Origin of the sequence: Streptomyces harbinensis (assembly GCF_900116145.1) — a bacterium.
Classification (GTDB): Bacteria; Actinomycetota; Actinomycetes; order Streptomycetales; family Streptomycetaceae; genus Streptomyces; species Streptomyces carpaticus.
In genome coordinates this window covers 275,984-301,545 of the sequence record NZ_FPAB01000001.1, presented here as the reverse complement: position 1 = coordinate 301,545, position 25,562 = coordinate 275,984, and the positions used below count along the sequence as shown (strand labels likewise).

General features: G+C 70.8%; 23 protein-coding genes and 1 pseudogene. 12 read left to right on the top strand and 12 right to left on the bottom strand.

Annotation, left to right across the window (positions count from 1 at the left end; translation table 11 throughout):
• The first annotated feature begins 137 nt into the window (after positions 1 to 137).
• Positions 138 to 2,177, top strand: a complete 2,040-nt coding sequence (locus BM385_RS01475; protein ID WP_019431830.1) for an NAD(+) synthase — start codon at positions 138 to 140, stop codon at positions 2,175 to 2,177.
• An 86-nt stretch (positions 2,178 to 2,263) separates the two neighbouring features.
• Here the strand turns inward: BM385_RS01475 and BM385_RS01470 are convergent, their stop codons facing one another.
• Positions 2,264 to 2,677 carry an ankyrin repeat domain-containing protein gene (locus BM385_RS01470; RefSeq protein ID WP_019431829.1) on the bottom strand — a complete coding sequence of 138 codons (414 nt, stop codon included), beginning with the start codon at positions 2,675 to 2,677 and terminating at the stop codon, positions 2,264 to 2,266.
• A gap of 66 nt (positions 2,678 to 2,743) precedes the next feature.
• Between BM385_RS01470 and BM385_RS01465 the strand changes: the two genes are divergently transcribed.
• Positions 2,744 to 3,922: a sensor histidine kinase gene (locus BM385_RS01465; RefSeq protein WP_093841929.1), complete on the top strand. Its 1,179-nt coding sequence runs from the start codon at positions 2,744 to 2,746 to the stop codon at positions 3,920 to 3,922.
• An 86-nt stretch (positions 3,923 to 4,008) separates the two neighbouring features.
• Positions 4,009 to 4,482 (top strand): Scr1 family TA system antitoxin-like transcriptional regulator, encoded by a 474-nt coding sequence (locus BM385_RS28340; RefSeq protein WP_367889584.1) that lies wholly within the window; start codon positions 4,009 to 4,011, stop codon positions 4,480 to 4,482.
• Here BM385_RS28340 and alaS read toward each other — a convergent pair.
• From alaS to BM385_RS01430, 6 genes are all read right to left on the bottom strand, one after another.
• Positions 4,466 to 7,123, bottom strand: a complete 2,658-nt coding sequence (gene alaS, locus BM385_RS01455) for an alanine--tRNA ligase (protein WP_093841927.1) — start codon at positions 7,121 to 7,123, stop codon at positions 4,466 to 4,468. The two genes, BM385_RS28340 and alaS, sit on opposite strands and share 17 nt — an antisense overlap.
• 240 nt (positions 7,124 to 7,363) lie before the next feature.
• Positions 7,364 to 8,041 (bottom strand): HAD family hydrolase, encoded by a 678-nt coding sequence (locus BM385_RS01450; protein ID WP_254791411.1) that lies wholly within the window; start codon positions 8,039 to 8,041, stop codon positions 7,364 to 7,366.
• Entirely contained in the window at positions 8,038 to 8,580 is a 543-nt protein-coding gene (locus BM385_RS01445) for an orotate phosphoribosyltransferase (protein WP_093841925.1), read from the bottom strand. Before BM385_RS01445 ends, BM385_RS01450 begins: the two co-directional genes overlap by 4 nt.
• Positions 8,577 to 9,161, bottom strand: a complete 585-nt coding sequence (locus BM385_RS01440; protein WP_093841924.1) for an LOG family protein — start codon at positions 9,159 to 9,161, stop codon at positions 8,577 to 8,579. The genes BM385_RS01445 and BM385_RS01440 overlap by 4 nt, the downstream gene beginning before the upstream one ends.
• A complete protein-coding gene (locus BM385_RS01435) occupies positions 9,158 to 10,051 on the bottom strand; it encodes a hypothetical protein (protein ID WP_093841923.1) in 894 nt (297 codons plus the stop codon). Before BM385_RS01435 ends, BM385_RS01440 begins: the two co-directional genes overlap by 4 nt.
• Positions 10,052 to 10,107: 56 nt before the next feature.
• Complete coding sequence (locus BM385_RS01430; RefSeq protein WP_093841922.1) at positions 10,108 to 10,947, bottom strand: aspartyl/asparaginyl beta-hydroxylase domain-containing protein; 840 nt, start codon at positions 10,945 to 10,947, stop codon at positions 10,108 to 10,110.
• Positions 10,948 to 11,281: 334 nt separating this feature from the next.
• Between BM385_RS01430 and BM385_RS01425 the strand changes: the two genes are divergently transcribed.
• The 7 genes from BM385_RS01425 to BM385_RS01400 all read left to right on the top strand — a co-directional run bounded on the left by BM385_RS01425 (position 11,282) and on the right by BM385_RS01400 (position 19,961).
• Positions 11,282 to 12,859, top strand: a complete 1,578-nt coding sequence (locus BM385_RS01425; RefSeq protein WP_254791410.1) for a tetratricopeptide repeat protein — start codon at positions 11,282 to 11,284, stop codon at positions 12,857 to 12,859.
• Positions 12,856 to 13,212 carry an ASCH domain-containing protein gene (locus BM385_RS01420; protein WP_093841921.1) on the top strand — a complete coding sequence of 119 codons (357 nt, stop codon included), beginning with the start codon at positions 12,856 to 12,858 and terminating at the stop codon, positions 13,210 to 13,212. Before BM385_RS01425 ends, BM385_RS01420 begins: the two co-directional genes overlap by 4 nt.
• Positions 13,213 to 13,568: 356 nt before the next feature.
• A complete protein-coding gene (locus tag BM385_RS26670) occupies positions 13,569 to 14,648 on the top strand; it encodes a hypothetical protein (protein ID WP_139275130.1) in 1,080 nt (359 codons plus the stop codon).
• Positions 14,649 to 14,835: 187 nt separating this feature from the next.
• Positions 14,836 to 15,537 carry a response regulator gene (locus BM385_RS01415; protein ID WP_093841920.1) on the top strand — a complete coding sequence of 234 codons (702 nt, stop codon included), beginning with the start codon at positions 14,836 to 14,838 and terminating at the stop codon, positions 15,535 to 15,537.
• Between the two features lie 117 nt (positions 15,538 to 15,654).
• Positions 15,655 to 16,992: a cytochrome ubiquinol oxidase subunit I gene (locus tag BM385_RS01410; RefSeq protein WP_093841919.1), complete on the top strand. Its 1,338-nt coding sequence runs from the start codon at positions 15,655 to 15,657 to the stop codon at positions 16,990 to 16,992.
• A 14-nt stretch (positions 16,993 to 17,006) separates the two neighbouring features.
• Positions 17,007 to 17,771: a cytochrome d ubiquinol oxidase subunit II gene (locus BM385_RS01405; protein WP_019431825.1), complete on the top strand. Its 765-nt coding sequence runs from the start codon at positions 17,007 to 17,009 to the stop codon at positions 17,769 to 17,771.
• A 48-nt stretch (positions 17,772 to 17,819) separates the two neighbouring features.
• On the top strand, positions 17,820 to 19,961 hold the full coding sequence (locus BM385_RS01400; protein WP_093841918.1) for an MMPL family transporter: 2,142 nt from the start codon (positions 17,820 to 17,822) through the stop codon (positions 19,959 to 19,961).
• A gap of 310 nt (positions 19,962 to 20,271) precedes the next feature.
• Here the strand turns inward: BM385_RS01400 and BM385_RS27555 are convergent.
• The 3 genes and pseudogenes from BM385_RS27555 to BM385_RS01385 all read right to left on the bottom strand — a co-directional run.
• A pseudogene (locus BM385_RS27555) lies at positions 20,272 to 20,829 on the bottom strand (phosphotransferase family protein); the annotation flags it as partial.
• A 269-nt stretch (positions 20,830 to 21,098) separates the two neighbouring features.
• Entirely contained in the window at positions 21,099 to 21,791 is a 693-nt protein-coding gene (locus BM385_RS01390) for an HAD family hydrolase (protein ID WP_019431822.1), read from the bottom strand.
• Complete coding sequence (locus BM385_RS01385; RefSeq protein ID WP_019431821.1) at positions 21,792 to 22,640, bottom strand: winged helix-turn-helix domain-containing protein; 849 nt, start codon at positions 22,638 to 22,640, stop codon at positions 21,792 to 21,794.
• Positions 22,641 to 22,804: 164 nt separating this feature from the next.
• On the opposite strand from BM385_RS01385, the gene BM385_RS01380 reads away from it, so the two are divergent.
• Complete coding sequence (locus BM385_RS01380) at positions 22,805 to 22,990, top strand: hypothetical protein (RefSeq protein WP_019431820.1); 186 nt, start codon at positions 22,805 to 22,807, stop codon at positions 22,988 to 22,990.
• A gap of 39 nt (positions 22,991 to 23,029) precedes the next feature.
• Here BM385_RS01380 and BM385_RS01375 read toward each other — a convergent pair whose 3' ends face one another.
• Both BM385_RS01375 and BM385_RS01370 read right to left on the bottom strand, forming a co-directional pair.
• A complete protein-coding gene (locus BM385_RS01375) occupies positions 23,030 to 24,277 on the bottom strand; it encodes a GNAT family N-acetyltransferase (protein WP_019431819.1) in 1,248 nt (415 codons plus the stop codon).
• 96 nt (positions 24,278 to 24,373) lie between these two features.
• Entirely contained in the window at positions 24,374 to 24,982 is a 609-nt protein-coding gene (locus tag BM385_RS01370) for an RsiG family protein (protein ID WP_019431818.1), read from the bottom strand.
• Positions 24,983 to 25,134: 152 nt separating this feature from the next.
• Here BM385_RS01370 and dtd point away from each other — a divergent pair, with 152 nt between their 5' ends.
• Entirely contained in the window at positions 25,135 to 25,560 is a 426-nt protein-coding gene (gene dtd, locus BM385_RS01365; RefSeq protein ID WP_026047094.1) for a D-aminoacyl-tRNA deacylase, read from the top strand.
• The last annotated feature ends 2 nt before the right edge of the window (positions 25,561 to 25,562 follow it).

The window sequence follows — 25,562 nt, the reverse complement described above, 5'->3', positions numbered from 1 at the left end:
CAGCACGGTGCTAACTTTTGCAAGCGTTTCGCTAACAGATGTGCGCCACACCACCCCGGACGGCGCCACCCCGCGCCTGCCCCGGCGCACGGCATACGATTCCCAAAGAATCTTGTCGCCGGAAAGGGGCCTCTCGCATGACCGACTTCCGGTCGATCTACCAGCACGGATTCGCCCGGGTCGCCGCCTGCACCGGCCACGCCGCCATCGCCGACCCGCCCGCCAACGCCGAGTCCGTCCTGCGCCAGGCCCGCCGCTGCGACACGGACGGCGTCGCCGTCGCCGTCTTCCCCGAGCTGGGCCTGTCCGGCTACTCCATCGAGGACCTGCTGCTCCAGGACGCCCTGCTGGACGAGGTCGAGACCGCGCTCGCCACCGTCGTCGCCGGCTCCGCCGACCTGCTGCCCGTCCTCGTCGTCGGCGCCCCGCTGCGCCACCGGCACCGGCTCTACAACTGCGCCGTCGTCGTCCACCGCGGCCGGATCCTCGGCATCGCGCCCAAGTCGTACATCCCGAACTACCGCGAGTTCTACGAGCGGCGGCAGATCGCCCCCGGCGACGACGAGCGCGGCGGCACCCTCACCTTCGGCGGCGCCCCCGTCCCCTTCGGCACCGACCTGCTCTTCGCCGCCGACGACCTGCCGGGCCTGGTCCTGCACGCCGAGATCTGCGAGGACATGTGGGTGCCGGTGCCCCCCAGCGCCGAGGCCGCCCTGGCCGGCGCCACCGTCCTCGCCAACCTCTCCGGCAGCCCCATCACCGTCGGCCGCGCCGACGACCGCAGGCTGCTGTGCCGCTCCGCCTCCGCCCGCTGCCTGGCCGCCTACGTCTACGCCGCCGCCGGCCTCGGCGAATCCACCACCGATCTGTCCTGGGACGGACAGACCATGATCTACGAGAACGGCACCCTGCTCGCCGAGAGCGAGCGCTTCCCGCAGGGCGACCAGTACGCGGTGGCCGACGTCGATCTCGACCTGCTGCGCCAGGAACGGCAGCGGATGGGCACCTTCGACGACAACCGGCGCACCCACGCCGGGCGCACCGCCGGCTACCGCCGCATCCCCTTCCGGCTCGGCGCCCCCGGCACCGACCTCGGCCTGCGCCGCGCCGTGGAGCGCTTCCCGTTCGTCCCCGCCGACCCCGACCGCCTCGCCCAGGACTGCTACGAGGCGTACAACATCCAGGTCGCCGGCCTCCAGCGGCGGATGGCCGCCATCGGCGATCCCAAGATCGTCATCGGCGTCTCCGGCGGCCTCGACTCCACCCACGCGCTGATCGTCGCCGCCCGCGCCATGGACCGCGCCGGCCGCCCGCGCAGCGACATCCTCGGCTACACCCTCCCCGGCTTCGCCACCGGCGAGCACACCAAGGCCAACGCGCACGCCCTCATGCGCGCCCTCGGCATCACCGCCGCCGAACTCGACATCACCCCCACCGCCACCCTGATGCTCCGCGAGATGGGCCACCCGTTCTCGGCCGGCGAGCCGGTGTACGACGTCACCTTCGAGAACGTCCAGGCCGGGCTGCGTACCGACTACCTCTTCCGGCTCGCCAACCAGCGCGGCGGTATCGTGCTCGGCACCGGCGACCTGTCCGAACTGGCGCTCGGCTGGTGCACCTACGGCGTCGGCGACCAGATGAGCCACTACAACGTCAACGCCGGCGTGCCCAAGACGCTCATCCAGCACCTCATCCGCTGGGTCATCGCCACCGACCAGTTCGGCACCGAGACCAACGACACCCTCACCGCGATCCTGGACACCGAGATCAGCCCCGAACTCGTCCCCGGCGAGGAACTCCAGTCCACCGAGTCGAAGATCGGCCCGTACGCGCTGCACGACTTCACGCTGTTCCACATCCTGCGGTACGGCTTCCGCCCCTCGAAGATCGCCTTCCTCGCCTGGCACGCCTGGCACGACCGGGAGCGCGGCACCTGGCCGCCGATGTTCCCCGAGGCCGAACGCGTCGCCTACGACCTGCCCGAGATCCGCCACTGGCTGGAGACCTTCGCCCGCCGCTTCTTCGGCTTCGCCCAGTTCAAGCGGTCCGCGCTGCCCAACGGCCCCAAGGTGCTGGCCGGCGGCGCCCTCTCCCCCCGCGGCGACTGGCGCGCCCCCTCCGACAGCACGGCGGACGCCTGGCTGCGCGACCTCGCCCGCTGGAAGGACGCCGACTGAGCGGGGGCGCCGCGGCCGGGCACAGCACTCGGCGGGACGCCGGGAGCCGGTGACCCGTACCCCCGAAAACCGCCTAGCCGGCCCGCCTAGCCGGCCGCGCCGAACAGTTCCAGCAGGTCCGTCTTGGCGAACATCCGGGCGGTGTCGATGGCCGAGGGCTGGCCGGCCGCCGGGTCGGCGCCCGCCGCCACCAGTGTGCGGACCACCTCCGTCTCGCCCTTGAACACCGCCCCCGCCAGCGGCGTCTGGCCCCGGTCGTTCGCCCGGCCGGGGTCGGCGCCGCGCGCCAGCAGCGCCTCCACCGTGGCCGCGTGCCCGTGGTACGCGGCCAGCATCAGCAGCGTGTCCCCCTTGTCGTTGCTGAGATTCGGCGGCACACCCGCGTCCACGTAGGCGGCGACCGTGGCCGTGTCCCCGTCCCGGGCGAGATCGAAGATCTTCGCCGCGAGCTGGAGCACCTCCGGGTCGTGCGCGGGCTCGTTGCTCTTCGGGGACGTCATGGGCGGTGCCTCCTGGGGACGGAAAGCGGGCGGGCCGGGGGCTCCAGCCTACGTACTCTGTCGGCTATGACCCCGCCGATGTTCCGGATGGACCGGGTGATACTGCTCGCCGGGCTGCCGCTGCTCGTGGACACCGTTCTGTTCGCCGTGCGCCACGCCGACGAGACGCTGCCCGTCCTGCTCACCACCTGGCTGCTGGGCGCCCTGTGCTGGGCGGCCCTCGGCCTGCGGCACCGCCGGCCGCTCGCCGTCGCCCTGTTCACCCTGGTCGCGGCAGGCGTCTACTACCCGCTGTCCTCCCTGGACGGACTGACGCCCGGCGTCGCCTTCGTCCTCGCCCTCTACACCCTCTCCCGCGCCGGGCAGCTGATCGCCGCCGTCACCCTCGCCGTCGCCACCATGCTGGCCATGACCTACGGCGAGTTCGTCGCCTCGAACGCCGACCAGCGGCACGTGGACAACATGTCGATGGTGCTCTTCGAGGGCTGGTTCCTCGCGGTCATCGCCTTCGGCCACGCCATGCGGGTGCGCCAGGCCTACCAGGAGGAGAGCGAACGCCGCGCCGCCGTCGCCGAGCGGCTGCGCATTTCCCGCGAGATCCACGACGTCCTCGGCCACAGCCTCTCGCTGATCAGCGTGCAGGCCGGCGCCGCCCTGCACCGCAGCGCCAAGCGGCCGGGCGAGACGGCCGAACTGACCCGCGCCCTGGAGTCCGTCCGCGACACCAGCAAGGACGCGCTGCGCGAACTGCGCGGCACCCTCGGCATGCTGCGCCAGGTGGACGAGGAGCCCGGCGGCGCCCCCACCGCCCCCGCCCCCGGCCTCGCCGACCTCGGCCGGCTCGCGGACCGGGCCCGCGCCACCGGCCTCGCCGTCACCCTCCGCACCGACCCCGACCCGCTGCCGCCGGACGCGGTGGGAACGGGCACCGCGCTGGCCGCGTACCGCATCGTGCAGGAGTCGCTGACCAACGTCACCCGGCACGCGGCCGGCGCCACCGCCGTACGGGTGCAGGTCACCCGGGACGCCGCGGAGCTGCGGATCCTGGTCGAGGACGACGGCAGCGGCGGCGCGCCCCCGGGCGGCGGCAGCACCGGACCCGACGACGGCACCGGCTCCGGGATCGGCGGCATGCGGGAGCGGGCCCGCGCCCTGGGCGGAGAGCTGACCGCCGGTCATACTGACTCCGGCTTCCGGGTGACCGCCCGGCTGCCGCTGGCGCCCCTCTCCGAAGGACAGGCATGATCCGGGTACGTCTCAAGACGCGCTACGACGGCCATCTCGCGCTGGAGTAGGCGGCGCTGACGACCGGGGATTACCAGCCGACGCTGGTGCCAGGACTGCTCCGGACAGAGGACTGCGCCCGCGCCGTCATCTCTCGGATGCGCAGGACCCGGAGCTCGCCCAGCGAGGACCCGGTACGGGTGCGGATGCGCCGCCCGAGCAGCTGCCTGGCCGGAGATCAGCCGGCCACGCTGACGGCGATCCTCGACGAGGCGGTGCTGCGCCGCATCATCGGCTCGCCGGCGGTGACGGCGAAGCAACTGGGGAAGCTGCGGTCCGCCAGCGAGCAACCGATCACCACGGTCCAGCTACTCCCTTTCTCCCTGGAGCGCTCCAAGGACCCGAACGTGCGACTCCTGCTCATGCCGCGCGCCGCCTTCCGCGCCTTCGTCGCCGAGTTCCTGGCGGATCGGAGCCATTGTCTGTTCCGGCAGCCAACCAGGCGGTTCGGATGTCGGAGGGCGTCGCCGAAGCCAGACGACCCCCTCCGACCGACAGCACCGCTCAGCGGTTCGACATGAGGAGCGACGCTTCTGCTGCGGCAGCGGCCAGAGCTTGGTCGAGGGCTTCGGGGTGGCGTCCGCCCGCGCTGGCGAGAGCGCCCTGGCCGCCGGAGCCGCCGCCGATTGTCCGGGCCGCCCGGTTGAGGAGGTGGCTGGCCTCGGTGCCCTCTTGGTGGAGGCCGGACGAGATCGCGGCGGCGAGGAGGGCCTTGCCGCCGCGTTCGGCACCCAGGATGACGACGGCAGGTCCGCGCTGGAGGCGCTGAAGGATATCGGAGGTGAGGCTGCGCAGTTCGGCGGGGGAGACACCGGAGATGCGCTGGACGACCAGCTGTCCCCGACCGGCCGGCCGGGCTTGGCCCGCGAGGCCTTCCGCTTGGTGGCGCAGTTCCTTCGTCCGCAGCCGGGAGAGCTGGTCCTGGGCGGTGGCCAGGGCTTCCAGTCGTTTGCGGAGGGTTTCGGGGGCGTCTGCGGGGCGGGTGGCGAGCAGGCCGGCTACTTCGCTGAGCAGCCGGCGTTCGGCGTCCGCGTGGGTCAGGGCGCTGTGGCCGGTGATGGCTTCGACGCGGCGGAGGTTGGAGCCGACGGACGATTGGCCGAGCAGGCGGAAAGCACCTACCTGGGAGCCGTGGGCCACATGGGTGCCACCGCAGAGTTCGCGGGAGAAGTCGCCGATGTCGACGATCCGGACGGTGTCACCGTACTTCTCGCCGAACAGCGCGATGGCACCGGCCGCCTCGGCCTCGGCGCGGTCGGCGTGCCAGGCCCGTACGCCGGGGTCATCGAGGACGTGGCGGTTGACAGCCGTCTCGATCGCGGCGAGCTGGTCCTGGGTGAGCGCGGAGAAGTGGGCGAAGTCGAAGCGGAGCCGGTCGGGCTCGACAAGAGAGCCTTGCTGGCGGGCGTGATCGCCCAGGGTGGCCATGACGACGGCGTGCAGGATGTGGGTGGCGGAGTGCGAGCGCATCAGGCCGGCGCGCCGTTCGGCGTCCACGGCGGCTTCGCCGTTGTCGCCGGTGTGCAGCTCGCCTTCGAGGACGCGGGCGGTGTGGACGTGGAAGCCCTCAAGACCGTACCGGGTGTCGGTGACCCGGACCAGGGCGCCGCCGGCCGTACGCAGGGTGCCGGTGTCGCCGATCTGGCCTCCGGCTTCGGCGTAGAACGGTGAGCGGTCCAGGACGACTTCGACATCGGATCCGGCTGTCGCGGTGGCCACTGTGGCGCCGCTGGAGATGATGCCGTTGACGGTGGTCTCGGCGGTGAGGTGTTCGTAGCCGAGGAACTCGGTACGCGGCAGGGCGGAAGCCAGCTCGCGGTAGGTGTCCATGCGGCGCAGCGCCTCGGCGGTCTTGGCCTTACCCCCGGTCTTGGCACGCTTCCGCTGCTCGTCCAGCAGCGCGGCGAAGCGGTCGGCGTCGACGGTCAGCCCCGCCTCCTGGGCGGCCTCGACGGTCAGCTCCAGGGGGAAGCCGTAGGTGTCGGCGAGTTCAAAGGCCGTCTCGCCGGGCAGTGTGGCCGAGCGGCTGTCCCGGGTACGGCTGATGGCGGCGTTCAGCAGCCGCGTGCCTTGGGACAGGGTGCGGGTGAACGACTCCTCCTCGGCGGTGACGACCTGCTCGATCAGCGCGGCCTGGGCCGTCAGCTCCGGCCAGACGGTGCCGAGGTTGCCGATGACGCTGGCGGTCGTCGCGGGGAGGACCGGGCCGTCGATGCCCAGCAGGCGGGCGTGCTGGATCGCTCGGCGCATCAGGCGGCGCAGGACGTAGCCGCGGCCGTCCTTCGCGGGCAGGACGCCGTCGGCGATCAGGAAGGCGGCACTGCGGGCGTGCTCGGTGACGACCTGGAAGGACACCTTCTCCTCGCCCTCACCGGGTGCTTCGCGGCCGGCGAGTTCCTGGACGGTGTGGAAGGTGGGCAGCAGCAGATCGGTGGTGCAGACGTTGGGCACCTCCTGGAGGATCGCGGCGAGGCGGTCCAGGCCGAGGCCCGTGTCGATGCTCTTGTTCGCCAATTCGCCGAGGATGGGGAAGTCGCCCTTCCTGTCGCCCTCTCCGCGCTGGAACTGCATGAAGACGAGGTTCCAGATCTCGACGTAGCGTTCGCCGTCGACGGCGGGGCCGCCTTCCTTGCCGAAGGCGGGGCCGCGGTCGTAGTTGACTTCCGAGCAGGGTCCACAAGGGCCGGGGACGCCCATGGACCAGTAGTTGTCTTCCATGCCGAGGCGCTGGATGCGGCTCGCGGGGACGCCGATGCGGCGCCACAGGTGCTCGGCCTCGTCGTCGTCCTCGAAGACGGTGATCCAGAGCTTGTCCTTCTCCAGCCCGTAGCCCTGGGTGAGGAGTTCCCAGGCGAAGGCGATGGCGTCTTCCTTGAAGTAGTCGCCGAAGGAGAAGTTGCCCATCATCTCGAAGAACGTCGCGTGGCGGTTGGTGCGGCCGACGTTGTCGATGTCGGAGGTGCGGGCGCACTTCTGGATGCTGGTGGCGCGGGGGAACGGCGGGGCGGTCTCGCCCAGGAAGTAGGGCTTGAACTGGTTCATCCCGGCGTTCGCCAGCAGCAGGGTCGGGTCGTCCGGAACGAGCGGACTGGACGGGACCGGCTGGTGGCCCCGGGAGGTGAAGAAGTCGGTGAACGTCTGACGGATCTGCGTCGAGCGCATGGCGGCATGGCCTCACGGAAGGAGTCGCGGAAGGTGGTGGGGAGATCACACGCCGAGCCGGGCCGAGAACAGGGACTGAGAGGGTTCTCAGTTCTCCGGCTCGACGCAGATAGCTCGCGCCCTCATGGGCCGCACCTTGACTCCAGATCCGTTGATCACATCGGTGGTGCGGAAGACCGGCGGAGTTGCTGTCCTGGTCTGCCGCACCACCGACTGTAGCGGGTCCGGTGTCAAGATCGCTTAGCGTGTGTGCGCGGTTCCCGTGAGCGTGGTCGGCCGGCAGGGGATGAAGTCCAGCAGGCCGGGCCCGATCAGGTCCGCGTCGTCCAGGACGGTGGTTGCCCCGGCCGCCGTCAGGGCGGCGGGTCCGGCGTAGCCCCAGCCGGCTCCGAGCGGGGTGATACCGGCCGCGCGGGCGGCGGCGATGTCCCCCGTGGTGTCGCCGAGGAACACCGCTTCGGACGGCCCGACGCCGAGTTCGGCCAGGGCGAGCAGAAGCCCGTCCGGGGCCGGTTTCGGCTCGGCGTCCTCTCGGCAGACGGTCACATCGAGCAGGGCGAGGGCGGCTGGCGGCAGCAGCCAGTGCAGCCGGGCCCGGGTCTGCAAGGTGACCAGGCCCGTCGCGATCCCGGCGTCCTTGATCGCGGCCAATCCCTCCAAGGCGCCAGGAAAGAGCCGGGTACCTGCTGCGGTGGCCAGGGACGGATCCCACCAGCGCTCGCAGAGTTCGTCCGGTTCAGCGACCCCGAGCCCGGTCAGCACCTTGACCCTCGGTGTGGTCACGGCGTCCGGCGGCAGCTCGGCCACGCTCACCCGCCTGCCGAGGGCTGCGGTGGCGACGCCGGCGAGGGTGGCCAGCATCGCGTCTCGGCTGTCCAGCAGGACCCCGTCCATGTCGAACAGCACCGCCCCCGTCATGACGCCGCCCTCGACTGGGTGGGCAGGTCGGCCTCGACCAGCAGCGGATGCAGCCTGACACCGTGATCGTCCAGCAGCCGCCGCCCGCCCAGTGGCCGTTCCAGCACGCACAGCGCGTCGGCGACCGGGGCACCGGCGACCCGGAGCATCCGGGACATCGCCAGCAGCTGCCCGCCGGAACGGACCACGTCATCGACCAGGACGATCCGCCGCCCTTCGACGGCGGCGCCCTCGACCTGTCGCCTGGAACCGTAGCGCTTGGGCACCCGGCGCAGGAACGCGGCAGGCAGTCCGGTGGCCGCCGACAGGGCGACGACCAGCGGGACCCCGCCCAGCTCGACGCCGGCCAGCGCCTCGGCATCCTCGGGCACGAGCGCGGCCATCGCGTCGGCGACGTCGTGCAGCAGCTGCGGGTCGGCGGCGAGCCGGTACTCGTCGAAGTACGACTCCAGCACCCTGGCGTCGGCCAGTGCGAACGCGTCGGTGACGCACGCCACCTCGGCGATCCTGGCCGCCAGGGTCAGGGTGGTGGCGCTCATGTGTCGGCCTCCATATCGTCGGTCAGGTCACGCAGCCGGGCGGTGAACGTTGTTGCCGACTCGATCCGGCTCAGGAATCCCAGCGGCCTGGTGGGTGTCTCGAACAGCCACCGTTCCCGGTGGAGGAAGTCCAGCAGCCCGAGCGCTGTGGGTCCGGTGATCCATACGGGGACGGGCCGGATGCTGCTCGCGTAGTAGACCGCCGACGTCAGTTCGTGCAGGGTGCCGACGCCGCCCCCCATCGCGACCACGAGGTCCGCGTGGTCGAGGTAGTGGTGGAGACGGGAGCCGAGATCGGGCAGGTGCACCTCGCCGGTGACGTACCGGTTGAAGCCGCCCCACTCGGCGTGCTTGTCCGCCAGCGTCACCGCGGTGACCGTGCCACCCTCGGAGGAGGCCCCCCGCGCGCAAGCTTCCATCAGCCCGTTGTAGCCGCCGTGCAGGAGGGCGAACCCGGCCCGGGCCAGGGCCACGCCCACCTCCTCCGCCAGCCGTTCCTCGTCAGGTGAGGCGGGAACCACCCCGCCGAAGAACGACGCCGTCATCTGCTGACCACCCGACCGGTCGGCTTGGGGCGTCATGCCAGCTCCAGGTAGGTGCGGTACGCGGTGATGGCGTCCGACAGGCCGTCCAAGGCGTCGGGGCAGGCCCGTTCGGTCAGCGCCAGGACTCGGTCCAAAGCGGCTTCCACGTCGGTGGCATCGGGGACGGCCGGGGAGGTGATCGCCGCGTCCAGATCGGCCAGGCAGGCTCGGCCGATCGGGGTCAGCGCGATCTCTTCCCGCAGCTGATACCAGCCCCAGAAGCGTGAGGCCGGTGCGAGAGCGGCCTTCACCAGGTCCTTCGTCGCACAGTGCAGCAGATGCCACTCGGCGTAGGCGATGAACCGCTGACCACGCCGGATCCGCTTGTGCAGCAGCACAGCCAGCACCAGGTGCTCGATCAGCAACTCGGCGCAGGACTTCGGCCGCTTCAGCAGCTCGGAGACATACGCCGTGGCCCGCTCGGTCTGCTCGGGCGCAACCTCGGCTGGCGGACGGTCCAGCAGCACCTTCCCGGCGACTTTCCGCCGCACGGTGGCGATCTGAGAGGCGGGAGCGAGGTAGAGGTCAACCTGCTGGAGCTTTCCCTCGTGCTGGACGAGGAAGACGAACCCGATACCACCCAGATCGGCGACGATGGTGTCGCGCCAGCCTGGCAGCAGGGCCCCGCCCGCCACGGTCATCAGGTCGTTCAGAGCCAAGGTGAAGGCGGGCAGGTCGCGGTCGTGGACGCCGACGATGAAATCGACGTCCGAGAGGCGGTCGGCGGTGCCGGAGGCGAGCGAGCCCCGGACCAGCAGGTGGGTCACCGCCGCCGATGCGGACAGCAGCCCGGCGATGCGGGTCAGCAGCGGCAGCTGGCTGGGCTGGTTGGCTTCGGTGAGTTCGGCCAGGCGCAGTTCGGCCGGGGCCAGGGACAGGGTGGGCATGTGCGGTCCTTCCGGGCTGGAGATGGCGCGGACAGGTGTGGCTGGTGCGGGCGGTGTCACGAAGCGAGGGCGAGCAGCTTGGCCTTCGCGGTCGTCCAGCGCTGGTTCGCCTCGCTGTCGCCGAGCACGGTGTGCAGATCGGCGATCAGGTCGTAGACGGTGCCCTCGGGCAGGGCGAAGGAGTAGAACAGCCGCAGCAGCAGTTGCTCTGCGGCGTCGATGTAGCCGAGGCCGGCCAGGCGCCGCGCGGCGGCGAACCGCTCGGCCAGGACGGCCTCCGACGCCTGCGGCAGGGGTTCGGCGACCGAGGGATGCAGCTGAGTGCGCCTGGCGAGGCGGTCGTAGGCGTCGTCCGCGTAGACATCCGCGATCAGATGGATCCGGCCCGGGCCCAGAAGGTTGCAGACCCCGTGCGCGTATGTCGGTGTCAGCCGCCAGATCCGCCCACCGGCCATGTGGACCTTGGTGCCGCCGGTGACCAGGAACGCGGAGGAATTGGTGTGCAGTGGGATGTGCAGCCGGTGGCGCTCGACCTGGTCGAGTTCGTTGTAATCGCGGTGTTCCCACAGGAACGCGTTCGCTTCCAGACGGGCGAGCCGCACCCACATGTAGGACAACCCGAGATCGGCCAGCAGGCCGGCGGTGGTGGGCATGTGCTTCAGCAGCGGAGTGGAGCGCGCGCTGCCATCGGCGATCAGCACGTCCCCCGCTTCGCCGGAGGCGTTCATCAGGGACGTGGTCCACCAGCCGCCCGACTGGAACTCCCCGTACTCGGCTTTCCAGGGGGCCGGCGCGGTCAGGGCCTCGTGCCGCATCCGCTCGATCAACGTCTCGTCCAGCCTGTCCAGCTGGGCGATCTGCCCGGACAAGCCACGGAGTGCCTGTGCTTCTTCCATGGGTTTCCCTCTTGGTCTCTCGCCCCGGGACCGGCCCGGGAAAGTGAGGACGGGTGGAAGTCGCGCCGTGTCCGGCCGGATGCCCCACCTTGCGGCTGATGAGCCCGCACGGTGGGACCGACGGCCGGACCGGCGCCGCTATCAGAGTGATCCGCTGACCTTTATGCAGGTAGTGAGAGGTATCCGCCCTCATCGGGCGGGATGACCGCCCGGTGAGGGAGTCAGTCCCGCCCACGGCCGGGGGTTTGATCGCATCCCCCGGCAGGCAGTCAACCTCCGGCAGCACGGACGGCGCATCCGGCGCCCATCCATGCCACGCGGGGAGGCAGCAGCCGTGAGCATCCAGGCAAAGCGGTCAACAACGGTGCACGGCATCTCCTGCGGCCGCGCTCTGCGCGAACGGGCGCTCGGCCAGGCCGGCTCACCGGAGCCAGTGCCGGTGGCGCTCATCGTGCAGATCGCCAGAGCGATAGCGGACCACTGCGGACACCGGCTCCTCAAGTGTCGCCGCCTGGCGATGGGGTGGACCGTCACCCAGGCCGTCAGGGCCGCCCACGACCTTGTCGAGGCCGAACAGCTCGGGAAAGTCGGACTGAGCGAACGCTCCTGGAAGGACTGGGAAGCGGGCGTCCTGCCCAGCCCCGACTATCAGGACCTGCTGTGCCGCCTGTTCACCACCAACCCGGTCGAGCTGGGCTTCGCGCACGATTACTCGCCCCCCGCTCAGGGGGAGCAGGGCACTCCACGGTGGAACGCGGGACCGAGCGATGGAACACTTTCAGGACGAGAAGGGGCCCGCATCAGCGCGGGCTCGCCGGCCTTCACGGAGGTGGAGGAGACGAAGCGACGCAACGCGGTGAAACTGGCCGGACTGGCCCTGGCCTCCCCGGTCGCCGCAGCACAGGTCCTCGAACAGGCAGCCGCTGAGGCACTGGAGTTCACCAAGCAGGCTGAATGCACCGCTCTCGGCTCGGGAACCCTCGGTCACCTCGATCTCGTGGTGACCGAGTTCAACCGTGCGTACTCGCTCAAACCGCCCCACACGGTTTTCGCCGCGGTGATGGACTACCGGCGCAAGGTAGACGCCCTCCTCAAAGGCCGACACACCCACCGGCAACAACGCGAGCTGCTGGCGTTCGCCGGATGGATGTCCGAACTGCTGGCCTGGCTCGCCCACGACCTCGGCGACGCCCGCACCGGCTTGGCATTCGCCACCGACGCCTTCGTCCACGGCCGGCAAGCCGGACACGGACAGCTGTGCGCATGGGCGATGGACGCCGCCGCTTCCATCAACCTGTACGAACAACGGCCCGGCAAAGCCCGCGACGCCGCCCTCAAAGGACTCGTCGAGGCCCCCACCGACCATCCGCTGACCGTACGGCTGCACGCCCAGGCGGCCAGGGCGGCAGCTGCCGAGGGCGATGCGAACGGCTTCACCACGGCTTTCCACGCCGCCGAGGACGCCTACCGCCTGCTGCCGCCCCGCTCACCCCGCCGCTTCGGCCTGGACGTACTACCCCTGGCCGACTACGCACTGACCTCGTATCCAGCGACCTCATTCGTCTGGCTCGGTCAGGCCGAGCAGGCCCAGCAGCACGCTGAACGAGCGCTGGCCACCTACGAGGCGGCCCCCGCGGCCTCCAGGTCCCCGAGCCGCGAGGCCATCGCCCGCATCGACCTAGCCCTCGCCCACGCCCAACTAGGAGACCTCCACGACGCCGTTGCCCTCGGCCACCAGGCTCTTGACTCCGCCCGCGTCGTGGACTCCGTCCGCCACCGGGCCGGGGATCTCACCACGTTCCTCGCCCGCCGCTACCCTCGTCAGGCCGACGTCGAGGAACTTCGCGAACGGCTGACCGCCGCCGACGCGGCCCCAGCCCCGGGAGTACGGACCGAAGGAGAGATCACGTGACCGGCTCTCAACTGCCATCGGAGCACTCCCTCACCATCCGCAAGCCATACTTCGACCTCATCGCGTCCGGCGCCAAAACCATCGAGGTCCGCGTCGGCTATCCCAAGATCCGCAAGATCGTGGCCGGTGACAGTCTGCGGATCACCTGCGCGGACGAGTCGCTGACCACTCGCGTCACCGCCGTGAAGCGATACGACTCCTTCACCACCATGCTCGACACCGAGGATCCGGCCGCGATCGGCGGCCCCGACATGACCCACGCCCAACTCGTCGCCGTGATCCGCGAGATCTACCCGCCGGAGAAGGAAGCCCTCGGCGTCTTCGCCGTCCACCTCGCCCTCCTGCCCGGCTGAGGCAGCCCGCCCGCTCCCGGACGCTTCCCCGAACCAGAACTGGTCCGCACGACACCGGGACAGGACTTCAGCTGACCCGCCCACACGGCAAGCACCGCCTTCGCCGGCCATTCTCAGCTACCCGGCTCGTTGGTCTGCTGGAGAAGCACGAACGGCAGAACCCGCAACCGTCGTTCCGGGCCCGTTGCTCTACAGGGGACCGATGCGCTTCGCTCCTGTGGGGCCCGTGTCAGATCTGCCACGTATGGTCGGTCCTTTGACGGAGCAAGGGCAACGGGGGACTGAACATGGGTCTGTGGTGTTCATTCAAGGATTGGATACAGGGTCGAACAGTCGAGCGGTGTCAGCGTGACGAGATGATCGACGCCTGGCGGATGGCACGCTTTCTCATGGCCACTCAGGGATACCAGCCTTCAGACCAGTTGGCCTGGGAACCTGTTCGCGCCTCGATCCAACGGAGAATCGGTGTGGGACATCGGCTCTATCACAGTCGATTTTCACCTTGGATGGTTCCTCTGGCGGTGCCGCCAGTATTGGTCGTCCTTGGCGGTAGCCAGCGCACTTCTTTCACCTTGACCGCTGTGGTGTGGACCATTGCTGTCGCGCAATTCGGACGTTCACTGAAGCTGCGGGTGCTCTTGGCTCAATTCTCGATCGGCCTTGCTGTCGGGCTCACCAGTTTCCTGTGGTTCATGGTGGTGCGCTTGCCGAATGAGTGGGATGCTCCGTGGCTGTTCCCCCAGATGGGAAAAGTCGCACTTGCTGTCTTCCTCTTCGTTGAAATTCCCTTGCTCGTATGGCTGCTGGTGCGTCATCGGATCAGGATCGACCGGGAATGTCATCCTCACGATTCAGTTGTACTTGGCATCGTCCAGGTGACTTATCGTATTCACTGCGAACGAATGGAATGGCGTTCTTCCAGGGCGTGCAGACGATGGGTTGGCCTGGTTGATGGCATTGCAGTGGATGCGAGCGTGCATCTCGCGCTCGGGAAGAGGGCCGATATGGCAGATCGGAGGTTGCGACACGAACTGAGAGCTGAGGCCGAAAAGATCGCTACAGGGATTCGCTTGCTGAAGAAGGAGCTGGCAACCGCCTCCTCGGAGGCGGATATTGTGGCTGTGGTAGGTAATCTGACCCGTGGAATGATTCAGATCGCACGTTACGAGCGGACCGTTCTGCTGTCGACAGCGCCTGCCGTCCTGGCGCCGAGCCGCTCTATTGCCAGGATCTTTTCAGGGCTGCTTTCGGCTCTCCCGCTGTTCATCGCAGCCTGGCTTGTCCCGATGATTCCGCAGATTGCGAGCAGTCCCCAATTGGCGCAGGCGGCAATGTGGTCATTGGTGGTGTCCGGCGTTATCGCGCTCATCCCCGTCAGGGCCGAGGCCGGTGCTCGAATCCATGAGGTTGTGGGGAGATCTTTGCCGTCTTCATAGTCAAGGAAGCGTGTGGGCCGTGGCGAACGGCATGGCCTCGGCCTCGGTGCCGTCATGCCGAGCGGTACGAGTCCCACCCCCGCCTGCCAGCAAGGGGCGTCTGACCTCACCTGAGCCCCGTCTGTGTACGCCCCTGTGGCGCATGGGCGGGGCTTCTTCATATACGCCCACGCCTACCCTGTGAAGCATGGCCACCACGCCCCACGGGGACCCCGACGCAGGATGTGTAAGAGTTCTCCTCGCCGACGACCAGCGGCTGGTCCGGGCGGGCTTCCGCTCGATCCTGGACGACGAGGACGACATCGAGGTCGTCGGCGAGGCGGGCGACGGCCACGAGGCGCTGCGGCTCGCCCGCGAACTGCGGCCCGATGTCGTGCTGATGGACATCCGGATGCCCGACCGCGACGGCCTCGCCGCCACCGGCGACATCGCCGCCGACCCCCGGCTGGCCGGGGTCAAGGTGGTCATCCTCACCACCTTCGACATGGACGACTACGTCTACGGCGCGCTGCGCGCCGGCGCCTCCGGCTTCCTCCTCAAGGACACCGAACCGGAGGAACTGCTGCACGCGGTACGGGTCTGCGCCCGCGGCGACGCGCTGATCGCCCCCGCCATCACCCGCCGGCTGATCGCCGAGTTCGCCGGCCGCGTCAAGCAGCCCGACCCCGGCCCCCGGCTGAACGCGCTCACCGAGCGCGAGCGCGAGGTCCTCGGCCTGGTCGGCGCCGGGCTCAGCAACGACGAGATCGCCCGCCGGCTCGTCCTGAGCCCGTCCACCGCCAAGACCCACGTCTCCCGTGTCATGACCAAGCTCGGCGTCCGCGACCGCGCCCAGCTGGTCGTCCTCGCCTACGAGAGCGGCATGATCACCCCGGGCTGGCTGGCGTAGCGCCGCGAGCACCACCGGGGGAGTACGCGCGGGCCCCCGGTCCGGTACCCCGGTGGTACGGCGGGTGTACGCCACGGGCCGACGCGCGCGGGGGTGTCCTGCCGCGACCGTGGGGACGTGGATCCGCAGACCCTTGATTTCGCCCGCTGGCAGTTCGGCCTCACCGCCGCCGGACACTTCCTGTTCGTCTCCCTGACGCTCGGGCTGGCGCCGCTGCTCGCGGTGCTCCAGACCCGGGCGACGCTGCGCGGCGGCGCCCCGGTGCACACGGCGATGGTCCGCTACTGGGGCCGGCTGTACCTGATCAACTACGGCATCGGCATCGTCACCGGACTGGTGATGGAGTTCCAGTTCGGGATGGCCTGGAGCGGTCTCGGCCACACGGCGGGCGCCGTGTTCGGCGCCTCGCTCGCGGTGGAGACCGTGTTCGCGTTCTTCGTCGAGTCCGTCTTCCTGGGGCTGTGGATCCTCGGCTGGGACCGGTTCAACCGGTGGGTGCACCTGGCGATCCTGTGGGTGGTCACCGGCACCGCCTATCTGTCCGCCTACTGGATCCTGGTCACCAACGGCTTCCTCAACAACCCCGTCGGGTACGCCACCGACGGTGACGGCGCGCTGGTGCTGGAGGACCCGGTGGCGCTGCTCACCAACCCCTCCACCCTGCTCGCCTTCGGCCACATCGCGGGCGGCGCCCTGGTGACCGCCGGGCTGTTCCTGGCCGGGGTGAGCGCCTACCACCTCTCCCGGCGCACCGAGCACCACGCGCTGTTCCGCCGCTCGCTGCGCCTGGGGGTCTTCACCGCGCTGCCCGCGCTGTTCGTCACCGTGGTCTTCGGCGGGGTGCAGCTGGCCTCGCTGACCACCCTCCAGCCGATGAAGTCGGCCGTCTTCCGGCAGGACGCCGCGGAGACGGCCCGGCTCCAAGCCGAGCTGACGGAACGTTTCGGCCCGGGCGACTACCTGCCCCACGAAGCCCTCACCCGCGGCGCCGGCACGGTCATGATGCTGATGTTCGCGCTGCTGATGTACGGGCTGCTGGCCTCGGCGATCCTGGCCTGCTTCCCCCGCGCGGTGCACCGGTTCCGGCTGTGGCACACGGTGCTGATGGCGATGGTGCCGCTGCCGTACGTGGCGATGACCGCCGGCTGGGTCTTCCGGGAGGCCGGCCGCCAGCCGTGGGTGGTGTACGGGGTGCTGCGCACCGAGGACGCCGTCTCCGACCTCTCCGCCGGGGCGATGGCGCTCTCGCTGGCCGTCTTCGGCACGCTCTTCGCCGTCCTGATCGCGGTGAACACCGTGCTGCTGCTGCGCACCGCCCGGCGCGGGCCCACCGCCCCGCTCAGCGGGCCGCTGCCCCCGCCCACCCCGCTCGTACCACCCGGCCCGCCCGGCCCGCCCGCCGGCCCGCCCGCCGCCCCGCCCGTCGCGCCGCTCGCCGGCCCCGGCCCCCGCTGAGAAGGACGTCCGCCATGGAAACGCTCGCCATCGGCCTGCTGGGCTTCTTCACCGCCGGCTACTTCGCGCTCGCCGGCGCCGACCTCGGCCTCGGCATGCTGCTGCCACTGCTGGGCCGCGACCGCGCCGACCGGGACCGGATCGCCGCCGCCCTCGCCCCGTACTTCCTCGGCAGCGAGGTGTGGCTGGTGGCCGCCGCCGGGGTGTTCATCGGCTGCTTCCCCGAGCTGGAGGGCGAGCTGTTCACCGAGCTGCTGCCGGTCCTCGTGCTGCTGCTGGCCGGCTGGATCGTGCGGGACGCCGGGCTGTGGTGGCGGGTGCACGGCGGCCGGGTCCCGGACGTCATGATCTGCGCCGGCAGCTGGACGGTGGTGGCCGCCTGGGGCTGGGCGCTGGCCGGACTGCTCGGCGGCGCGGGCGGCCTGGCGCTCGCCACGGTCGCCGGGGTGGCGCTGCTGTTCGCCGCGCACGGCCTGGGCTACGGGGCGCTGCGGCTGACCGGCGAGCCGTACCGGCGGGCGCGGCAGCTGGCCGGCGGCCCGGGACGCGGCCAGACGTTCGCGCTGACCGGGGCCGTACTGGCGGCGCTGCCGCTGCTGGCCGGCGCCGGACTGCCGCTGCGCGAGAACGCCGCCGCGGGCCCGGTGCTCGGGCTGCTCGTCCCGGCGCTGACGGCGTTCGTCCCGGTGCTGCTCGCCGCCCAGCTGTGGCTGTGGCGTGCGACGGCCCGCACCGGCCCGCGCGAGGGCGCCGCGCGCACCACCGCCTTCTTCTTCTGATCCCCCATCGGCCTGCTTCCGTTCAACCGACCGAGAAAGAGATACGTCATGACCGTTTTCGAACGGCTCGCCGGGTTCTCGCACCGGCACCGCTGGACGGCCCTCATCGTGTGGGTCGTCGTCCTGGCCGCCCTGTGGGCGGGCGCCTCGGCCGCCGGGGACCGCTACCGGCAGGACCACTCCCTGCCCGGCACCGAGTCGCAGCGCGCGCTGGAACTGCTCACCGAGCACGGCTCGGACCAGGCCGGCGACAGCCTGGAGATCGTCCTGCACGACGCCAACGGCCTGGAGCGCACCGAGGTGCGCGAGCGGGTGGAGGCGATGCTCGCGGAGGTCGCCGAGCTGCCGCTGGTGGCGCAGGTCCGCACCCCGTACGAGGACGGTACGGCCGCGCTCTCCGCCGACGGCACCGTCGGCTACGCCACGGTGGTGCTCCAGGTGCGGTCCGAGCAGATGGCCGTGGCGGACACCCAGCACCTGTACGACACGGCGAGCGCGGCGGCCGGGGACGGGCTGCGGGTGGAGCTGGGCGGGGAGGCCGCCCGGGCGCTGGCCGAGAGCGACGGGGGCGGCGCCGAGGGGGCCGGGATCATGGCCGCGCTGGTCATCCTGGTGTTCATGTTCGGCACGGTGATCGCCGCCGGGCTGCCGGTCATCACGGCGGTCTTCGCGGTGGGCAGCACCATGGCCGTGATCGTGCTGGCCTCGCACTGGTTCACCATCGCCGACTACACGCCGTACGTGATGATGCTGGTCGGCCTGGGGGTGGGCATCGACTACGCGCTGCTGGTCTTCGCCCGGTTCCGTTCCGAGCTGGTGGCCGGGGCGGGGCCGCAGGAGGCGAGCCGCCGGGCGCTGGACGCGGCCGGCCGTACCGTCTTCTTCGCCGGCTGCACCGTGATCCTGGCGCTGCTCGGGCTGGTGGCACTGGGGCTCGGTTCGCTCCAGGGCATGGCGCTGGGGGTGGCGCTGACGGTGCTGGTCACCATGCTGGCCTCGCTCACCCTGCTGCCGGCGCTGCTGGCGATCTTCGGTGCCCGGTTCGCCCGGCAGTTCCCGGCCCGGGCGGCGCGCCGCGCCGCCCGGGGCAAGGCGGCCACCGGCGCGGGCTGGCGCCGCTGGGGCGCGGCCGTGCAGCGGCGTCCGGTGGCGGTGCTGCTGGTGTCGGTGGCGGCGCTGGGGGCGCTGGCGGTGCCCGCGGCCGGCCTGCGGCTCGGCTTCGCCGACGCCGGCAACGATCCGGCCGGGTCCACCAGCCGGGCGGCGTACGACCTGATGTCGCAGGGCTTCGGTCCGGGCTTCAACGGGCCGCTGGTGGTGGTGGCCGAGGAGCCGGGCGGTACGGCGCTGGAGGCCGCGGGGGAGGCGGCCGGGGTGCTCGCCGGTACGCCGGGGGTGGCCGCCACCACCCCGCCGATCCCGGCCGCCGACGGCACGGTGGCCACGGTGATCGTCTTCCCGGCCTCCGCGCCGCAGGACGAGGCGACCTCCGAGCTGGTGGCGGCGCTGCGGACCGAGGTGCTGCCCGGGCTCGCCGAGCGGACCGGCGCCGGCTATCTCGTCGGCGGCGCGACGGCCGCCGTCGAGGACTTCTCGGCCACGGTCGCCGAGCGGATGCCGCTGTTCGTGGCGATCGTGGTCGGTCTCTCGGTGCTGCTGCTGATGGTGGTCTTCCGCTCCCTCCTCATCCCGCTCAAGGCGGCGCTGCTGAACCTGCTCTCCATCGGGGCCGCGCTGGGGGCGGTCACCCTGGTCTTCCAGCACGGCCTGCTGGGCTTCGAGCCGGGCCCGATCGAGGCGTTCATCCCGGTGCTGATCTTCGCCATCGTCTTCGGGCTGTCGATGGACTACGAGATCTTCCTCATCTCCCGCATCCACGAGGAGTGGACGCGTACCGGGGACCACCGGCTGGCGGTCCGGGAGGGGCTGGCGCACACCGGGTCGGTCATCACGGCGGCGGGCGCCATCATGATCGTGGTGTTCTCCGCGTTCATGCTGAGCGCGGACCGGATGCTCCAGCAGTTCGGGTTCGGGATGGCGGTGGCCATCTTCCTGGACGCGGTGGTCATCAGGTGCCTGATCGTCCCAGCGGCCATGCGCCTGATGGGACGCCGCGCGTGGTGGCTCCCGGCCCCGCTGGCCCGGCTGCTGCCTGCGGTGGAGCTGGAGAAGCCGCGGCACCGGCCGTGACCGCGGCGCCGGGCTGTGCGGCCAGCGCCGCGTAACCGGCGTAGGCGGCCTCCACAGCGCTGGGGCTGGGCACACGGCCCAGCCCCAGCGGTTTGGCCGCCCGTCTCAGTACGGTGTTGATCGTGCCGGCGGTGCGTTCGAGTTGTTCCGGCAGATCGGCGGCGGAGGTGGAGCGGACTATCTGCGCTTGTCGTACGACATCGGTGAACACGGACTGGACGCGCTTGTACGCCAGATAGCGGGGCAAATCCTTCGACACCCCTGCCGAGGCGCCCGGCAGCGCCGCCTCGACGGCCTGCGACCAGCGGCGGGTGAGCCCGCGCTGCCAGCCGGCCGGGTAGCCCATCAGATGCAGATGGGTGGCGAGGTCGTAGACGGGGTCACCGAGCAGGGCCAGTTCCCAGTCGATGGTCCACAACGCGCCGTCGGATTCGGCGATGATGAGGTTGTCCCGGTGCAGATCGCCGTGCAGCAGGCAGAACGGCCGGTCCGTCAGCTGGTCCGCCTCGCGGGCCAGCGCCCCGTACGGGCCGAGTACCGTATCGCCTTCGATGCGCAGTGCCGCGAACAGCCGGTGCAGCTCCGGGCGGTGCACCTCGTACACCCGGGTGCGGGTGAAGCTGATCAGCCGGCGCAGGAAGTCCCCGCTGGTGCGGGGTCTGCGGCCGGCGGGGCAGCGGTGGACGAGTTCCAGCGCGCCGGGCCGGATCGCGGCCAGCTGCCCGAACAGTTCCATCAGGTGCGCCAGATGAGCCTCGGGGAGCGGGGTGCCCGGGGGGTGCGGGCGGGAGAGGGTCTCCCCCTCGATGTAGCCGTGGACGCGCAGCCCGTCCTCGCCCACGTGGTGCACGGGCGGGATGCGGTCCATGCCGAGCAGGGACAGTTCGATCAGTACGTCTTCCTCCGCGGCGAAGCACCGCGGATCGAAGTGCGCCACGCCGGGCCGCGCCCGGCCGGCCTTCAGCCGGCCCAGTCCGGCCAGCCGGCCTTGCGGGCTGAGCACATGCCAGACCCGGTGGTGACCGCCGAGCAGGGGCATTGTCTGTCTCGTCATGATCGGCTCCGAGAGCTGTACGGTCGCGAGGTAGCGACACCGTACGCCCCCAGAGCCTCATGACATGAGGCAAAGCACTCAAATCACCCGTGAGTTGGGGCAATAAGCGCAGTCAGGACATGCTCCAGCGAGCGAGTGACATAATCGGCGCCCGCACGGCGGAAGGCGGCGGCCTGCGCGTCGTCCAGCGCGTAGCCGAGGAACCGGACGCCGGCGGAGCGCGCGGCGGTCAGATCCGTGCTCGTGTCGCCGATCATCAGCGCCCGTCCCGCCGGGGTGCCGGTGGAGCGCAGGGCGCGCAGGACGACATCGGGGTGCGGCTTGAGCAGCGTGATGTCGCGGGTGCGGCCGTGCACCCGGCCGGCCACGTAGCCGGACAGCTGCTGGCGGCGCAGATAAAACTCGGCGGCCAGCGGGGAGTTGTTGGTGACGATGGCGACCTGGCGGCCCCGGGTGGAGAGCGCGGCGATCAGCGGTGCGGCGTACGGGGTGGGGGCGGCGGTGGCGGCGGCGGAGATCTCCTCGCGGGTGAGGGCCGCCTCGATGCGGTGGACCACGGTGGGGGAGGGGTGGTGCCTGGCGATGCCGCGCAGCACCTGCTGCGGGTCGGGGGAGGCCCGTAACTGGGGCGTCAGCAGCGAGTCGGCGCCCAGTTCGACGGCCAGTGCGCGCAAGCGGTGCGCGATGGCGTCGGCCGGGCGGGCGGAGAACAGGCGGCAGACGGGGCCGTCGAAGTCGAAGAGAACACAGTGGGCGTTACTGAGAAGTCTCCTCATCTAACCGAGTGTGAGTGGTCGCGAGATCGTTGACCAGAGGGACTCGAACCACAGACGCGACTCGGTGACGTAGGCGGCCTCCTGCTCGTCGCGGCTGTCCTTGTCCGACGAGGAGCGGAAGATCTTGGAGGACAGGCCCAGAACGTCGTAGATCTCCAGCTGTTCCTTCTCGTACTCCACGGTGCGCGGCACGACGGTGTAGTACGCGGTGAGGGCCTCGGTGCCGTTGAGGAGGTAGAGCTTCTGGAGCGGGGTGACGGCCACGGTGCGGATCTCGACGCTCACCTCGGGCACCAGGTGCATCTCGGCGAGGGAGTTGAGCTGGTGGCGCAGTGAGGTGGAGAAGGTCCGGGTGAGTTCGCGCAGCCGGGCCATGGGGCGGGGGTCGGCGGGGTCGGTGATCAGCCGGGGGAAGGCGAGCGGCGCGTCCCAGGAGGGCAGCAGCACGCGCACGGTGATGGAGCGCGGCTTCAGTTCGCCCGCCGAGATCGCTATCAGCGGCCCGGCCAGGGCGGAGCTGAGCGTCTCGGTGGTCAGGGTGAAGGCGTCGATGGAGACCCGCTCGGCCTGGAAGGCGAGGGCGATCCGGTCGGCGACCTCGACGCCGGCCGGACGCGGGGTGTCGGAGGCGGGTGCGGAGACGACGGCGGGGGCGCCCCGGCCGCGCGCGCTGACGAAGCCCTCGCGTTCGAGGACCGCGAGGACCTGGCGGACGATGCCCCGGTTGACGCCGAACTCCTCGGAGAGGGCGCGCTGGGTGGGCAGCCGGGAGTTCCGGGGCAGCTCGCCGGAACGTATCCGGCTGCGCAGCGTCTCGGCGATGCGTTCGGGGGCGATCTCCTCGCTCACGCGGACACCTTACAACTTGACATCGGGCGGCAGAGGTTGGCGGGAAAGAGTTTGGCCAGTTCGACCAACTGGGGATAACCACCTTAGAGTTGGTCGCCAACTTCACCAACTACCGAAAAGAATTCTGCCAGTTGCCGCCGATGTGTCGATGAGGAGGAGGGATCATGATCGTTTCAACCATCATCGCCGCTGCCTTCGCCATCGTGGTCGATCAGGCAGTGGAGGTTCAGTTCGGGCTGCCGGGCGTGATCGGGTTGCTGATCCTGCGGACCGGCTTGCGGAAGCGCAACTTCACCTGCACCTGTGTGGGAATCACAGTGCTGGTGATGCTGGGACTGAACACGCTGTGAGAAGCGCCTCTGGGCGCCCGACAGCCCGACCGGGAACGGTCAGAAGCTGTCCGGGCACCAGGGGCGCGCTCCCGTGTTCAGCAGCGTGTTCGCCCGGGCCACCGCACCCGGCGTCTCCTCGGTGAGCCGGCCGGCCCCGGCCAGCCGCACCGCACTGATGTCCCCCAGGAAGAGCGTCCCCAGCGTCCCCACGTCCAGCGTCAGATCGGCGCTCCGCGTGGTCGGCGCGCACTCGGCACCCTCCGCCGACGCGGTCAGCGCGAACCGCCCGCCCGCCAGACCCATCGCGTCGCGCACCTCGAACACCAGCTCACCGGCGGTCGCGTACGAACGGGACGCCAGCAGCGCCGGAACGTCCAGCGGACGCAGCCAGAAGAAGTCGCTCTGCTCGGTCAGCCGGGCCGAGCGCGGGTCCGGCAGCAGCAGCGGCAGCAGATCGTCCGGGCCCCGGTTCTCGGTACGCAGGGTGGTGACCCAGTCGACCGACAGCAGGAAGTGCCACAGCCCGCGCTGCGCGGCCGGCGTGGTGGCGATCAACTCGTGCACCGTGGCCGTGTTGTCCGGCAGGTCGACGTCCCACTTCTTGTCCGTCGTGTACTTCAGCAGGCCCTGCGGCACCCCGGCGCCGTCCCGGTAGACCACGTAGAACGGGTCCTCCCAGGTCTCGTGGCCGAAGCGCACCTCGCCGGTGAACCTCTCCCACCACAGGGCCGGACGGTTCACCGCACCGGGCTGGCCGCGCCGGAACCGCTCGTGCAGCTCCGGGCCGATCTTGCGGACCTCGGCGCCGTCGACGAACGCCACCGTGGCGCCCTCCTCGGGCGCCGTCCACCGCGACGGGACGCCCGAACGCAGCCCCTTGACGGTGAAACCGGCGAGCGAGGCCGCCGGACCGTACCCGAATCGGCCATAAATCCGGTACTCGGCGGCGATCAGCGTCGCGGCGGCGTCGCCCCGCTCCTTCGCCTCCGCCAGATCCGTGCCCATCAGCTCGCTCAGCAGACCCCGGCGGCGGTAGGCCGGGTTCACCGTCACCGCGCTCACCGCGTTGACACCCAGCAGCGCGCCGCCCGGCACCGTCAGCTCCTGATCGAAGCTCTTGAACGTGGCCACGCACTGATCCCCGTCGAACACGCCGCGCGCCCGCCGGTACTCCTGCTTCTCCCGGCGCAGCTTCAGCTCGTCGTCGGTGAGGGCGAACGGGTGCTGGAAGCCCAGCATGACCGCCCGGTTCCAGGCGTCGGTGTCGGCGTCGCTGCCGGCGACAATACGGGTGCTCAGGGACATGATCCCGAGGCTAACCGGGCCGCGACCGGGCCGCCACGGAATTTCCGCGCACCGGCCGGGCCGGTGGCGCCCGCCCGCCGGACCGGCCGGCCCCGCTCAGGCCAGCAGGTCGTCCACCTGCGCCTCGCCCTCCCGGTACCGGCGGGCGATCTCCGCGCTGCACCCGTCCGCCGTCCGCTGGAGCGCCTGGCGCCGCCGCGACACCCGCGTCTCGTACCGGGCCAGCCGGCCCAGCGCGTCGTGCAGTTCGTCGTCCGTGCGGGCCAGCAGATCCGACAGCTCCACCTCGGCCAGCATCTCCTCGGCCAGCTCGCGGTACCGCTGCCCGGACGGCGGCCCCAGCGTCACATGGCGGGCCGAGGAGCGGTGCGGCGACGGGCTGTCGGCCAGGATCTGCGGCAGCCGGTCCAGCAGATCGGCGTCCGGGGCCAGCCGTCTGCGGCGCTCCGCCTCCAGGATGTCGATCCGCCCCTGGAGCAGCCGCCGCACAAAACTGAGATCGGCCTCCTCGCGCTGCGCCTCGCGGCGCAGCTCCCGCAATTCGGCCAGCCGCAGCCGGCGCAGCCGGGCGAGGGAGTGCTCGCGCTCGCCCCCCTCGCCGCCGAGCCGTACCCGTGGGGCGCCGTCCCTCCGGGCGGACGCGTCCTCGGCGACCGTGGTGGTGGCAGCGGCGGCGGGCTGTGAGCCAGGGCCCGGTGTGATCATGCGGAATTGTCCCCTCATCCCCATTTCGGGTTGCTGGCGCGGTACGTACCCCGTGCCACGCATCGTGTCACTGTGTACCCACCTGACGCAGCGTCTTCGCATGCATCCGGCCGCCATTCAGTGCGAGGGAACGTTCCGGCATGATGGCCGGCATGCGAGCTGTGGTGCAGAGAGTGGACGGTGCCCGGGTCACCGTGGACGGCGAAACAGTGGGCGAGATCGTTGGCCAAGGACTGTGTGTGCTGGTCGGCGCCACGCACGAGGACACCGATGAGCAGGTGGCGCGGCTGGCGAAGAAGCTCTGGACGCTGCGCGTGCTCGATGCTGAGAAGTCCTGTTCGGATGTGGGCGCTCCGTTGCTGATTGTTTCGCAATTCACACTCTACGGTGACGCCAGGAAGGGCAGACGGCCCACCTGGAACGCCGCAGCCCCCGGCGAGGTGGCCGAACCCCTGGTCGAGAAGTTGTGTGCTCATCTGCGCGCGCTGGGGGCGCACGTCGAGACGGGACGATTCGGCGCGAAAATGCGGGTCGAGCTGACCAACGACGGGCCGTTCACCGTCCTGCTGGAGGTCTGAGC

Coding starts and splice junctions, on each gene's coding strand:
- BM385_RS01475 (WP_019431830.1), top strand. CDS start 138: ATGACCGACTTCCGGTCGATCTACCAGCACGGATTCGCCCGGGTCGCC.
- dtd (WP_026047094.1), top strand. CDS start 25,135: ATGCGAGCTGTGGTGCAGAGAGTGGACGGTGCCCGGGTCACCGTGGAC.
- BM385_RS01380 (WP_019431820.1), top strand. CDS start 22,805: ATGATCGTTTCAACCATCATCGCCGCTGCCTTCGCCATCGTGGTCGAT.
- BM385_RS01465 (WP_093841929.1), top strand. CDS start 2,744: ATGACCCCGCCGATGTTCCGGATGGACCGGGTGATACTGCTCGCCGGG.
- BM385_RS01370 (WP_019431818.1), bottom strand. CDS start 24,982: ATGATCACACCGGGCCCTGGCTCACAGCCCGCCGCCGCTGCCACCACC.
- BM385_RS01390 (WP_019431822.1), bottom strand. CDS start 21,791: ATGAGGAGACTTCTCAGTAACGCCCACTGTGTTCTCTTCGACTTCGAC.
- BM385_RS01405 (WP_019431825.1), top strand. CDS start 17,007: ATGGAAACGCTCGCCATCGGCCTGCTGGGCTTCTTCACCGCCGGCTAC.
- BM385_RS01470 (WP_019431829.1), bottom strand. CDS start 2,677: ATGACGTCCCCGAAGAGCAACGAGCCCGCGCACGACCCGGAGGTGCTC.
- BM385_RS01445 (WP_093841925.1), bottom strand. CDS start 8,580: ATGAGCGCCACCACCCTGACCCTGGCGGCCAGGATCGCCGAGGTGGCG.
- BM385_RS01400 (WP_093841918.1), top strand. CDS start 17,820: ATGACCGTTTTCGAACGGCTCGCCGGGTTCTCGCACCGGCACCGCTGG.
- BM385_RS01450 (WP_254791411.1), bottom strand. CDS start 8,041: ATGACGGGGGCGGTGCTGTTCGACATGGACGGGGTCCTGCTGGACAGC.
- BM385_RS26670 (WP_139275130.1), top strand. CDS start 13,569: ATGATCGACGCCTGGCGGATGGCACGCTTTCTCATGGCCACTCAGGGA.
- BM385_RS01375 (WP_019431819.1), bottom strand. CDS start 24,277: ATGTCCCTGAGCACCCGTATTGTCGCCGGCAGCGACGCCGACACCGAC.
- BM385_RS01430 (WP_093841922.1), bottom strand. CDS start 10,947: ATGGAAGAAGCACAGGCACTCCGTGGCTTGTCCGGGCAGATCGCCCAG.
- alaS (WP_093841927.1), bottom strand. CDS start 7,123: ATGCGCTCGACGCAGATCCGTCAGACGTTCACCGACTTCTTCACCTCC.
- BM385_RS01435 (WP_093841923.1), bottom strand. CDS start 10,051: ATGCCCACCCTGTCCCTGGCCCCGGCCGAACTGCGCCTGGCCGAACTC.
- BM385_RS01440 (WP_093841924.1), bottom strand. CDS start 9,161: ATGACGCCCCAAGCCGACCGGTCGGGTGGTCAGCAGATGACGGCGTCG.
- BM385_RS01415 (WP_093841920.1), top strand. CDS start 14,836: ATGGCCACCACGCCCCACGGGGACCCCGACGCAGGATGTGTAAGAGTT.